The organism is Brucella sp. LJL56 (assembly GCF_054871705.1).
Genome location: NZ_JBTXLQ010000003.1, coordinates 128,200 through 139,845 on the forward strand (window position 1 = coordinate 128,200; position 11,646 = coordinate 139,845).

Below are 11,646 nucleotides of genomic sequence, written 5' to 3' on the forward strand. Positions count from 1 at the left end.
TGATTGCTACTAAATGTTTCACAGAGAAACATTGGCCCCCCAAGGCTTTGGCGGTGCTATATTCAATCTGAAAGGCTCGGTTCCGAGTCCAAGTTAGCCGGAGACCTGAAATGACTGCTACGCGTACCGAAACAGATACTTTCGGACCGATTGATGTTCCCGCAGACCGCTATTGGGGCGCACAGACGCAACGCTCACTGCAAAATTTCAAGATCGGCGGCGAACGTATGCCGCTGCCGTTGGTTCACGCATTGGGTGTTGTAAAGCGTGCGGCTGCGGAAACCAATATCGCCCTGGATAAGCTTGATCCGGTTCTCGGTCAGGTTATCGCAGTGGCGGCGTCCGAAGTCATTGAGGGCAAACTCGACGATCACTTTCCGTTGGTCGTCTGGCAGACAGGTTCCGGCACGCAGTCGAACATGAACGCCAATGAAGTGATCTCCAATCGCGCCATCGAACTGCTTGGTGGCGAGAAGGGTTCGAAGAAGCCGGTTCATCCGAACGACCACGTCAATATGAGCCAGTCGTCCAATGATAGCTTTCCAACGGCAATCCACATCGCCACGGCAGTCGAGACGGTTAATCGCCTTTATCCATCGCTGGAGCATCTGACCAAGGCACTCATGACCAAGGAAGAATCCTTCAAGGATATTATCAAGATCGGTCGTACCCATACACAGGACGCAACGCCAGTTACTCTCGGACAGGAATTTTCCGGTTATCGCGCCGCCTTGGAATATGCACATCTTCGCATCGAACAGTCACTCGCAGACGTCTTTCTGCTCGCACAGGGCGGCACCGCCGTCGGTACAGGTCTGAATGCGCCAATTGGCTTTGATACGGGCTTTGCTGAAGCCGTGAGCGAAATTACAGGCCTCACTTTCAAAACGGCGCCCAACAAATTCGAAGCTCTTGCCAGCCACGGCGCCATTCTCAACTTCCATGGCAGCCTGAATGCCTTAGCGGCAGACCTTTTCAAGATCGCGAATGACATCCGTTTCCTCGGCTCCGGCCCGCGTTCCGGGCTCGGCGAACTGTCACTGCCCGAAAACGAACCTGGGTCCTCCATCATGCCGGGCAAGGTCAACCCGACCCAGGCCGAAGCGATGACCATGGTGGCAACGCAGGTATTCGGCAACCAGACGACAGTAACGGTTGCCGCAAGCCAAGGGCATTTCGAACTGAATGTGTTCAAGCCGGTGATCGCATACAATGTCCTGCAATCGATCCGCATTCTCAGCGATGCCATGGTATCATTTGCCGATCATTGTGTAGAGGGCATCGAACCGAACTTGAACCGCATCAAGGAACTACTGGATCGCTCGTTGATGCTCGTAACCGCGTTGGCTCCGGCTATCGGTTATGACAATGCAGCCAAGATTGCCAAGACTGCTCACAAGAACGGAACGACCTTGCGTGAAGAAGCCTTGGCAAGTGGACTGGTGTCGGAAGAAGACTATGAACGGTTGGTGCGCGCGGAGAGAATGATTGCACCCGAGTGAATTGGTATTCATACTGTAAACAAACTGTCGAGGATTAGACGGCTTTCCTTGACAGTCAGCAATCGTTAATTGATGCCTCAGTTCAACAGGAGATAGCCCCGCATGTCCTCTATCACTCCACAGTCCAACGGCGCTGTAACGCTCATCGCCCGCATCTTTCTTTCGATTCTCTTCATCATCGCCGGCTACGGCAAGCTGACCGCCATTTCAGGCACCGCAGGTTATTTCGCCGGAATCGGCCTTCCGGTTCCAACCGTTACGGCTGTTATCGTCGGTCTGGTAGAATTTGTCGGCGGCCTTGCAATTCTCGTCGGCTTTCAGACCCGCATTGCTGCGGTCATTGTCGGTCTCTTCACAATTGGCGCAACACTTGTTGCCCATATGGACTTCTCGCAAGGTATGAATGCCATGATGGCTCAGAAGAACCTCGCAATTGCCGGAGGCCTCTTCATCCTCGCCCTGCACGGCGCAGGTTCGCTTTCGATTGACGCCAAGCGCGGCTGAGCAAGCAACATCTGAAACAAAAAACCGCGCCATGCACATGGCGCGGTTCTTTTTATGACTTGATTTCGAACAGCAAGCCTGTTCAGCCATCCAATCCTTCGCGGATACGGGCTGCGATTTCTGCCACACGCGCATTGTCATGACTACGGCGGGCAGACACGAGGCAGGCCTGTGAACGCAGGATAATGCCATCTTCCAGCACCGTGAGGCGATTGGCGCGCAAGGTGGAACCGGTCGACGTAATATCGACAATCATGTCGGCAGAACCCGCCGCCGGAGCGCCTTCAGTCGCGCCGAGGCTTTCCACGATGCGATAGACCTGAATGCCATGCTTCTGCGAGAAGAACTGCTGCGTCAAGCGCCAGTATTTGGTGGCGATGCGCAGGCGGCGACCATGACGCTGGCGGAAATCGGCTGCAACGTCATCAAGATCGGCCATGCTGGTCACATCGCGCCAGACTTCCGGCACAGCGACGACGACATCCGCGTGACCGAAACCCAGTTGCGCCTCAATGGCCACACGCTCATCGGCATGAGCCAGTGTTTCGCGCACGAGGTCTTCCCCCGTGACACCCATATCGACGCTGCCATAGCCCAGCTCGCGGGCAATCTCGGAAGCCGACAGGAAGAGAATATCGAGATCGTCTTCGCCTTCGACGCGCGCGCGGTAATTGCGGTCGTCATCCGGCAGGATAACCTTGTACCCAGCCTTGTGGAGAACGGCGAGCGTCTGTTCTTTCAGCCGCCCCTTGGATGGCAATGCCATTGTGACGCTCATTTCGTTGCTCCCGCCAATGCCTGAAGCCGGTCCAGCCAGATGGAGAAGCCGACGCCGGGAATGTTTTCGGCAGCGCCAAGCATGGTCAAAAGCCTATCGTAGCGGCCACCGCCAGCCAGAACCGGATCCTTTTCCACGCCAGCGGCGCGGATTTCGTAGACAAGGCCGGTATAATAATCGAGCGGACGCCCGAACGACGCATCATAGACGATATCGCTCGTCTTGATGCCAGCAGCGGCAATCGCCTCGGCTCGGGCTTCGAATTTCTGAAGCACAGCACCAAGATCAAGCGCATTTTCGGAGGCAAATGCACGCAGCGTCACAGATGCGGAATCGAGCGTGACATGGGTTTCCAGAAACTGCTTGAGCAGATCGAGCGCCGAAGCGGGGAACCGTGTGGCGGCCAGATCTTCCTTTTCGATCAGGCGGCGGGCGATTTCCGCAGGGGAACGACCGGCGCCCGGCGAAATGCCAGCTTCCAGCATTTCCGTTTCAAGCTTGCGCGCGAGACCTGTTTCGTCACCTTCGGCGACCAGAACGGCAAGCGTTTCTGGCAGCGCGTCGCGCAGCTTAGCGCCCGTCAGTTCAGCCAGAGCCAGTTGCATGGAATGCGCGTCACCGAAGGAACGCAACAGCTTCTTGCGCCAGCCTTGTGGCAGACCGAGCGCCTTGAGCATTCCGGCAAAGACGGACTGATCGCCCAGAACGATATCAAGCCTGGCTTGCGGCGCGACGGAACGGACGCAGGACAGCGCATCGGCAATCGAGCGCGCATCCGAAGCCGCCTCATCGGCAGCCCCCAGATCCTCGATGCCAGCCTGAAGGAATTCAGCCGCGCCGTCACGACGCTGCCGAAACACTTCACCCAGATAGGCATAACGCTTCGGCGTTGCGGCATTGAGCGCGATATGGTTGCGGCAGACCGGAATGGTGAATTCCGGCCGCAGGCACAGGCTGTCACCATTTTCGTTTTCGGTCAGGAAAATACGACGGCGTAGATCCTCGCCCGCCATATCCAGAAATGGATCGGCAGGCTGGATCAGCGGTATTTCCACCAGATCGGCATCGCGCGCATTAAGCTCTGTGCGAAGCGCGTTGAAAACCGACGGTGTGCGCGTTGCGGCCATGGTTCCGATCACTTTGCGGCTTGAGCGCGGTCCTGCGCCTGACTGCTGAGAATTTCCCGAACTGCTTCAACCAGGCCGTCTTCCTTGACGGTGATCTGCGCAGGACGGCTCTCGCGCCAGGTCACATTGTCCTCAATCTCGGCGGAAAGGCGTTTGCCTTCGACCAGATCCTTGATCTGCACTTCACCGGCTTCACGCTCCTGCGAGCCCTGAATGATCACACATGGCGCATCGCGACGGTCGGCATATTTCATCTGCGCCTTCATCCCGGAACCGCCGATATACATTTCAGCGCGGATGCCCTGATGACGCAGATCGGAGACCATCTTCTGATAACGACCGAGACTTTCCGTGTCCTTGTCCATCACAAGCACGACCACCGGGCCGACGACATCGGATACATCCAGCTTGCCGAGGTTTTTCAGCGCCGTCATCAGGCGCGAAACTCCGATGGAGAAGCCCGTGGCCGGAACCGGCTCGCCGCGGAAACGCGACACGAGACCGTCATAGCGACCGCCGCCGCCGACCGAACCGAACACAACCTTCTGGCCGTCTTCATTGGTCACGTCGAACAGAAGCTCCGCTTCGAACACCGGGCCAGTGTAATATTCAAGGCCGCGCACCACAGACGGGTCGATCTTCACACGGCCATCATAACCGCCTGCCGAGAACAGCGCCTGCATGTCGGCAAGTTCGGTGACACCTTCTTCACCCTTGGCATTGCCTGCAACGACAGCACGAAGATTGGCTATCGTATCGGCTCCAGACATACCGCCTGCAGCGGTGAACGCCAGCACCTTATCAATTGCAGCATCGGCGAGTTCCGCCCCCTTGGTAAAGTCGCCGCTCTCGTCGAGACGACCCTTGCCGAGCAGAAGACGCACGCCTTCCGGGCCAAACTTGTCGAGCTTGTCGATGGCGCGCAGCACATTGAGGCGCTTGGCGGCATTGCCGTCACCTTCAAGGCCGATGGCATCCAGCACGCCGTCCAGAACTTTTCGGTTGTTAACGCGGATAACATAATCACCGCGTTTAATGCCAAGGCATTCCAGCGTGTCGGCCATCATCATGCACATTTCAGCATCGGCGGAGACGTTCGGTGCACCGACCGTATCGGCGTCGAACTGCATGAACTGACGGAAGCGGCCCGGACCGGGCTTCTCGTTGCGGAACACCCAGCCATTGCGATAGCTGCGATAAGGCTTCGGTAGCTGTTCGAAATTCTCGGCGAAATAGCGTGCCAGCGGTGCAGTCAAATCGTAGCGCAGCGACAGCCACTGCTCATCGTCGTCCTGAAACGAAAACACACCTTCGTTCGGACGGTCCTGATCGGGAAGAAACTTACCAAGCGCGTCCGTATATTCGACAAGCGGCGTTTCCACCGGCTCAAAGCCATAGAGGTCATAGACTTCGCGGATGGTCGCCATCATCTTTTCGGCGGCGCGCAAGTCGTCCGGAACCCGATCGACAAACCCGCGCGGCAACCGCGCCTTCATCTTGTCCGCTTTATCGGCCATTTTCCCTGCCTGATCGCTAAATATGTACAATACATGCCGGAAAAAACCGGCTGCAAACCCGTTGTCGGTTTCCTAACCGATCAAGCCCGTTGCGGCAAGTGCAGGAAGCCTGCTCAGCGTGTCGCAATGGCGACGGCAGCGCCTGCCATCATTCCTGCGCTGGTTCTGTTGGCAATCCGCATCATACGCGGACTACGAAGAAAGCGTCGAGCCTGCGCTGCAAGCACTACCCATGCGGTATCGACTGCGGCAAGAACGGCAAACATAACCAACAGCAATTCGGCCCAGCCAACAAGGGAAACGTGGGTGATGTCGACCACCGTCGGCAGGATGGCGAGGTAGAAAACCATGATCTTCGGATTACCGAGTGTAATCGCCAGCGCGCTCAGGAAAAGCCTTCCAGCTTCGCCTTGACCAGGAATGGCGTTTTCATCCGCAACTTCGTCTACCGGTGCGATCCACATCTTCCAGGAAAGATAAACTAGATAAGCAACACCCACATATTTGAGTACAAGGAACGCGGTGTGAAAAGTATTGGCCAGCGCGGCCAGTCCCCAGACTGCGAGTGAAAGCCAGATAGCATCACCGAGCCACAGACCGAACATGAATGGAAAGACGCCCTTGTGGCCACGGCTGATGACACGCGCCACCAATGCGCCGACATTCGGGCCCGGCGTGCCCGCCGCAACAACCAGAATACCGGCAAATGCCATCAACGACACCAAATCCATGATCGTCTCCCATACTCAAAGATGGATGTTTCTGGCAGAAATGATGCGGCTTAGCAATCGCTGCTCTAGCTGGGTCGTTTGAAACTCTGTCGCAATTTTTCAATGGTTCCCCGACAGTGACAACCTTCAATATGGTCATTCACCAGCCCCATGGCTTGCATGAATGCATAAACCGTCGTCGGTCCAACGAATGACCAGCCACGTTTCTTCAGATCCTTAGAGATGCGGATGGACGTCTCAGTCTTCGGATTGGCAATCAGAGTTGGGTAGTCCACGACTGGAGGGCGATCTTTTGCATCAGGCTCGAAAGACCAGAAATAAGTCGCCAGCGACCCCTTCTCTTCAACCAGCGCAATGGCGCGTTTGGCATTGTTGATTGTAGATTCGATCTTGCCGCGATGGCGCACAATGCCTTTATCGGCCAAAAGACGCTCCACGTCCTTGTCGTCATATTGCGCGACACGACGGAAATCGAAGCCGTCGAAAGCCGCCCGAAAATTCTCGCGCTTGCGCAAGATCGTAAGCCACGACAAGCCTGACTGAAACCCTTCCAGACAGATCTTTTCGAAAAGCCGGTGATCATTGGAGACCGGCACGCCCCACTCATTGTCATGATAGGCAAGATAATCGGGTAATTCACCCGGCCAGAAGCAGCGCGTCGCTCCATCGGCGCCAATGATCAGACCGGTTCTTGCCTCAGCAACATCGCTCATTGTGCCAACTCCCTGGCTTCATCCATTCTTAATTATGTCGCGCAACCTGACACTAACCACAACTTTAATTGGAAGGGTCATCAGACGAAACACGCGACCGAAATTTACCTTTACGATTCCATTGGGGCGCACAATCCCATCATGAAATTGAGGGCTGTTCTCCTGACACGGCCTGTCAGGAGCCGCAGTCGGGCAACCGCGCCAATGGACCCAGACTGATAAAGCAATCGGGATGATGGCGCAAAAGAGACGGATCTGGATTATGAAACCACGTCATCTTCTTTTAATCGGATCGCTTGCAGCGATTGCTGTTTCCATCGTCAGCACGGGCATGGCATTTGCCAATGATCGCTATGCAACTCTGCCGCCAGTACGTGTAAGCCCTGATCTTTCCGCTCCATGGGTGGCGCAATTGCACGGACAGCCTGCCCGCATGAGGGCTGCACAGCAATCTCTACAGCCAGCGCCACGCGTTGCCGGTAAGCAGAAACAAAAAGCTAAATCGAGCTACCGCCAGGTTTCGTATCAGCGTCCCGCAGCGAACCCAGCCAATACAGTGCGGAAGAACCAGATTGATCCTGCTTACCTGCCGCAGACAGTTTCCTATTCCGGTAGTGAAAAGCCGGGGACTATCGTCATCGACACAGGCAGGCGCTTCCTTTATCTCGTTCAATCCGGCGGCAAAGCAATGCGATATGGTGTCGGCGTCGGCAAGCAGGGTTTCAGTTGGAAGGGTTCGCAGCGCATCAGCCGCAAGGCGGAATGGCCGACCTGGACACCTCCGAAGGAAATGATCGCGCGCGAGCGCCGAAAGGGCCGCATTCTGCCCGCTCGAATGGATGGCGGCATCAACAATCCGCTTGGCGCACGCGCGCTTTATCTCGGATCGACGCTCTACCGCATCCATGGCACCAACCAGCCATGGACTATCGGCAAGGCGATGTCTTCCGGCTGCATCCGCATGCGCAACGAGGACGTCACCGATCTCTATGAGCGTGTTCCTGTTGGTGCAAAAGTAGTTGTCCGCTAATCGAGCCATCTTTCCATGATATTAGCGACCGTCTTCTTCGACAGGCGGTCGTATTGTTTTTACAAATCTGAAAAGATCAAAATTTCTGCACAGAAAGAATGATTGCAGACTTACAAACATAGCTGAAAGGGCTTTTCCTTTTACCCCGAACACCCATATGCTGACCATGGCAAAGTCCAAAGAGAGATGAGAAGGGCTGCCGGGTGGCAGTTTGCGCCGGAGAAGGAACCGGCACGCAGGTCAATAGCATTTTTGTGCGTCACGGGTCGCCCCTGTACAGAATGCTTCGGAGGGAAAGGATAAATCATGACCGTACCGACGGTTAAACTGAACGACGGCAATCACATTCCGCAGCTCGGTTACGGTGTCTGGCAGGTGGGCAATGATGAAGCGGTTACAGCCGTCAGCGAAGCGCTGAAAGCAGGTTATCGGCACATCGACACTGCCGCCATCTATGGCAATGAAGAAGGCACAGGCAAAGCCATCAACAATTCGGGCATTGCGCGCGGCGACATCTTCCTGACGACAAAACTCTGGAACAGTGAACAAGGCTATGAAGCGACGCTGAAGGCGTTCGACACCAGTCTGAAAAAGCTCGGCACGGACTATGTGGACCTTTATCTGATCCACTGGCCTATGCCGTCAAAAGACCTGTTCATGGAAACCTGGCGCGCCTTTATCAAGCTGAAGGAAGATGGCCTCGTGAAATCCATCGGCGTGTCGAACTTCCGCACCGCCGATCTTGAACGCGTTATCAATGAAAGCGGCGTCACGCCGGTTCTCAATCAGATCGAGCTGCATCCGCAATTCCAGCAGGACGAGCTGCGCCTGTTCCATGGCAAGCACGACATCGCCACCGAAGCCTGGAGCCCGCTGGGACAAGGCAAGATTCTGGAAGATGAAAAACTGAAGGCGATTGCTGCGAAGCACGGCAAGTCCGTCGCGCAGATAATCCTGCGCTGGCACATCGAGACCGGCAATGTCGTCATTCCGAAATCGGTCACGCCTGCCCGTATTAAGGAAAATTTTGAGGTCTTCGATTTCAGCCTCAATGGCACCGATCACGATGCCATCACCAAGCTGGACAAAACCGACGGGCGTATTGGCCCGAACCCCGCGACCTTCTCGGCAGGTTGAACCGACACACATGAACAGAGAAGCCGGGCAATTGCCCGGCTTCTCTGTTTTCAGGCCGCGATTTGCGACAGTCCCTGTGGCATCGGCCCGCCATAAGCCCAGTCGATCAATTCCACCGTATGCACAATCGGCAATTTGCTGCCGGTGGCGATCTGGGTCATGCAACCGATATTGCCGGTTGCGATGAGGGCGGCACCCGTTGCCTCGATATTCTTTACCTTGCGGTCACGCAGTTTGGTGGCGATTTCAGGCTGCATGATGTTGTAGGTGCCTGCCGATCCGCAACACAGATGCCCTTCCAACGGCTCCTTTACTGTAAAACCCGCCTTTGAAAGCAAGTCTTTCGGCTGTCGCACGATTTTCTGCCCATGTTGCATCGAGCAGGCCGAGTGATAAGCGACCGTCAGCGCTTGCGGCGCATCCGGTTCCGGCAAATCAATGCCGACCAGATACTCGGTAATATCCTTTGCCAGCGACGACACGCGCGCGGCCTTGTCCTTATAGGTCGGATCGAGCCGCAACATATGGCCGTAATCCTTGATCGTCGTACCGCAGCCAGACGCCGTGACGATGATCGCATCGAGACCGCCCGCTTCGATCTCGCGCGTCCAGACATCGACATTGTGCCGCGCCTGTTCAAGCGCCTGTTCTTCGCGGCCCATATGGTGAACCAGCGAACCGCAGCAACCTTCGCCCTTCGGCGTCACCACTTCGATGCCGAAGCGATTCAAAAGGCGCAAGGTCGCGGCATTGATACCCGGATTGAGCACAGGCTGCGCGCAGCCGTTGAGGATCGCCACACGACCACGCTTTTCGCCCTTGGCGGCGCTGAAGGTTTCAATAGGAACTGCGGCTGGCAGGTTTTGCGGCGCCAAATCAAGCATGGCCGCCATGGGTTTCAAAGCCACGCTCTTACGAAAGAGCGGCGCGAACGGCTTGCCCAGCTTTGCCAATTTCAGCGCCGCACGGAAACGGCCCGGATAGGGCAGTACTTGCGCCAGCACTCCACGCAGAAAGCGGTTCATAAACGGACGCTTGTAGGTTTTCTCGATATGCGCGCGGGCATGATCGACCAGATGCATGTAATTGACGCCCGAAGGACAGGTCGTCATGCAGGAGAGGCACGACAGGCAGCGGTCGACGTGGCGCACAATTTCCTCATCCGCCGGACGACCGTTTTCCAGCATATCCTTGATCAGATAAATGCGTCCACGAGGGCTATCGAGTTCATTGCCCAGCGTCACATAGGTCGGGCATGTGGCGGTGCAAAAGCCGCAATGCACGCATTTGCGCAGGATTTTTTCGGCTTCGTTGACGCCGGGATCGCGCAACTGGTCGGGGCTGAAATGGGTCTGCATGGCGTCACGCTCCAACCTGATGGGAATGCATACGTCCCGGATTGAGAATGTTTTCCGGATCGAATTGTTGCTTCAATCGCTGCGACAATGCCGCTAGCGCCGCAGGCTGCGGCTCAAACACTTCGATGCTGGCGCGGATCGTCTCCGGCGCACGTACCAGCATGGCATGGCCGCCGCCATATTTGGCAATCAGCTTGCGCAGATTCTGTGCTTCCGCGGCTGCTTCCATTCGCATCCAGATCAGTCCACCCTGCCAGTCGTAATAGGCGTCGACACCCGCATGACGGCGGAATTCATCCACCATGCGCCAGCCCTGCATCGGCGTCATCGAAACGCGCCAGACGGCGCGATTATCGCCCGCACTAGCGTAAGGCAGGACATCACGCACCTCGCGCCAGAGCTGTTGCGATTGTGCCCCGTCCAGCACTTCAACCGCGCCGGACTGGCTCAACAGCGCCTGCAATTGGCGACTGCGATGTTCGACTGAAGGCGCAAAGCCCTCAAGCCGCAACACGGTCGCCGCCTCCCAACCGAGCTTTCCATCAAGAAAGCGGTTGGCAACCGTCGGCGGCAGATGTGCTGCGGAAGCGACCTCCTCACGCGATCCCATCGCCATGGCCATGACGCGCGCCGCCTGCTCGTCCGTCAGCCCGCGCACGGCAAGCGTCGCGGCCGTTTCCGGCTTCGGCAGAACCTTGAAGGTGACTTCAGTGGCAACGCCCAGTGTGCCCCAGGAATTGGCCATGCCTTTGGACAAGTCGTAACCCGTCACGTTCTTGACCACGCGGCCGCCGGATTTGAACAATTCGCCACGTCCGGACACAACCCGCACGCCAAGCACATGGTCACGCGCAGCACCTGCCTTCAGGCGGCGCGGACCAGACAGATTGGCCGCAAGCGCGCCGCCGATCGTACCGCGACCGCCCTCGCCCGTCAGCAACGGACCGTAATCCATGGGCTCAAAATGAAAGCACTGATTGTTATCGGCCAAGAGCTTTTCGATCTCGACCATCGGCGTTCCGGCCTTTGCCGAGAGCACCAATTCATCCGGCTCATACAATGTCACTCCCACCAGTCGCGACACGTCCAGTATGCGGCCCGCATCGACGCGATGGCCGATACCGCGTTTAGAGCCGTGACCGATGATTTCAAGCGGCGTAGAACTGGCCAGTGCGTCCTGCACGGCATCCAGAACACCTGCTTCGTCCTGCGGCTTTAAGATATTTGTATCACTCATCATCATAACCAC

At 56.7% G+C, this 11,646-nt stretch carries 11 protein-coding genes; 4 read left to right on the forward strand and 7 right to left on the reverse strand.

The annotated features are described in order from the left end of the window. The first annotated feature begins 110 nt into the window (after positions 1-110). Complete coding sequence (gene fumC, locus ACYSN1_RS12570; RefSeq protein ID WP_461725989.1) at positions 111-1,502, forward strand: class II fumarate hydratase; 1,392 nt, start codon at positions 111-113, stop codon at positions 1,500-1,502. Positions 1,503-1,604: 102 nt separating this feature from the next. Beyond that, the gene (locus tag ACYSN1_RS12575; RefSeq protein ID WP_461725990.1) at positions 1,605-2,006 is read left to right on the forward strand and encodes a DoxX family protein; all 402 of its coding nucleotides are present in this window, start codon (positions 1,605-1,607) and stop codon (positions 2,004-2,006) included. An 82-nt stretch (positions 2,007-2,088) separates the two neighbouring features. On the opposite strand, the gene hisG is transcribed toward ACYSN1_RS12575, so the two are convergent. The 5 genes from hisG to ACYSN1_RS12600 all read right to left on the reverse strand — a co-directional run bounded on the left by hisG (position 2,089) and on the right by ACYSN1_RS12600 (position 6,872). Beyond that, positions 2,089-2,784, reverse strand: coding sequence for an ATP phosphoribosyltransferase (gene hisG, locus ACYSN1_RS12580; RefSeq protein WP_461725991.1), 696 nt, complete (start codon positions 2,782-2,784; stop codon positions 2,089-2,091). Next, on the reverse strand, positions 2,781-3,911 hold the full coding sequence (locus ACYSN1_RS12585) for an ATP phosphoribosyltransferase regulatory subunit (RefSeq protein ID WP_461725992.1): 1,131 nt from the start codon (positions 3,909-3,911) through the stop codon (positions 2,781-2,783). The genes hisG and ACYSN1_RS12585 overlap by 4 nt, the downstream gene beginning before the upstream one ends. Positions 3,912-3,919: 8 nt before the next feature. Then, complete coding sequence (gene hisS, locus ACYSN1_RS12590; protein ID WP_461725993.1) at positions 3,920-5,428, reverse strand: histidine--tRNA ligase; 1,509 nt, start codon at positions 5,426-5,428, stop codon at positions 3,920-3,922. A 113-nt stretch (positions 5,429-5,541) separates the two neighbouring features. Further along, positions 5,542-6,159 (reverse strand): LysE family translocator, encoded by a 618-nt coding sequence (locus ACYSN1_RS12595; protein ID WP_140021009.1) that lies wholly within the window; start codon positions 6,157-6,159, stop codon positions 5,542-5,544. Positions 6,160-6,224: 65 nt separating this feature from the next. Next, positions 6,225-6,872, reverse strand: a complete 648-nt coding sequence (locus ACYSN1_RS12600; RefSeq protein WP_140021008.1) for a DNA-3-methyladenine glycosylase I — start codon at positions 6,870-6,872, stop codon at positions 6,225-6,227. A 262-nt stretch (positions 6,873-7,134) separates the two neighbouring features. Here ACYSN1_RS12600 and ACYSN1_RS12605 point away from each other — a divergent pair, with 262 nt between their 5' ends. Continuing rightward, entirely contained in the window at positions 7,135-7,902 is a 768-nt protein-coding gene (locus tag ACYSN1_RS12605) for a L,D-transpeptidase (protein ID WP_461725994.1), read from the forward strand. A 306-nt stretch (positions 7,903-8,208) separates the two neighbouring features. Beyond that, positions 8,209-9,039, forward strand: a complete 831-nt coding sequence (locus tag ACYSN1_RS12610) for an aldo/keto reductase (RefSeq protein ID WP_461725995.1) — start codon at positions 8,209-8,211, stop codon at positions 9,037-9,039. 50 nt (positions 9,040-9,089) lie between these two features. Here ACYSN1_RS12610 and glcF read toward each other — a convergent pair whose 3' ends face one another. Next, entirely contained in the window at positions 9,090-10,397 is a 1,308-nt protein-coding gene (gene glcF, locus ACYSN1_RS12615; protein ID WP_461725996.1) for a glycolate oxidase subunit GlcF, read from the reverse strand. Positions 10,398-10,401: 4 nt separating this feature from the next. Beyond that, positions 10,402-11,634: a glycolate oxidase subunit GlcE gene (gene glcE, locus ACYSN1_RS12620; protein ID WP_461725997.1), complete on the reverse strand. Its 1,233-nt coding sequence runs from the start codon at positions 11,632-11,634 to the stop codon at positions 10,402-10,404. Between the last annotated feature and the right edge of the window lie 12 nt (positions 11,635-11,646).

Excerpts from the sequence above, each read along its gene's own strand:
- fumC (WP_461725989.1), top strand. The coding sequence starts at position 111 with ATGACTGCTACGCGTACCGAAACAGATACTTTCGGACCGATTGATGTT.
- ACYSN1_RS12575 (WP_461725990.1), top strand. The coding sequence starts at position 1,605 with ATGTCCTCTATCACTCCACAGTCCAACGGCGCTGTAACGCTCATCGCC.
- hisG (WP_461725991.1), bottom strand. The coding sequence starts at position 2,784 with ATGAGCGTCACAATGGCATTGCCATCCAAGGGGCGGCTGAAAGAACAG.
- ACYSN1_RS12585 (WP_461725992.1), bottom strand. The coding sequence starts at position 3,911 with ATGGCCGCAACGCGCACACCGTCGGTTTTCAACGCGCTTCGCACAGAG.
- hisS (WP_461725993.1), bottom strand. The coding sequence starts at position 5,428 with ATGGCCGATAAAGCGGACAAGATGAAGGCGCGGTTGCCGCGCGGGTTT.
- ACYSN1_RS12595 (WP_140021009.1), bottom strand. The coding sequence starts at position 6,159 with ATGGATTTGGTGTCGTTGATGGCATTTGCCGGTATTCTGGTTGTTGCG.
- ACYSN1_RS12600 (WP_140021008.1), bottom strand. The coding sequence starts at position 6,872 with ATGAGCGATGTTGCTGAGGCAAGAACCGGTCTGATCATTGGCGCCGAT.
- ACYSN1_RS12605 (WP_461725994.1), top strand. The coding sequence starts at position 7,135 with ATGAAACCACGTCATCTTCTTTTAATCGGATCGCTTGCAGCGATTGCT.
- ACYSN1_RS12610 (WP_461725995.1), top strand. The coding sequence starts at position 8,209 with ATGACCGTACCGACGGTTAAACTGAACGACGGCAATCACATTCCGCAG.
- glcF (WP_461725996.1), bottom strand. The coding sequence starts at position 10,397 with ATGCAGACCCATTTCAGCCCCGACCAGTTGCGCGATCCCGGCGTCAAC.
- glcE (WP_461725997.1), bottom strand. The coding sequence starts at position 11,634 with ATGAGTGATACAAATATCTTAAAGCCGCAGGACGAAGCAGGTGTTCTG.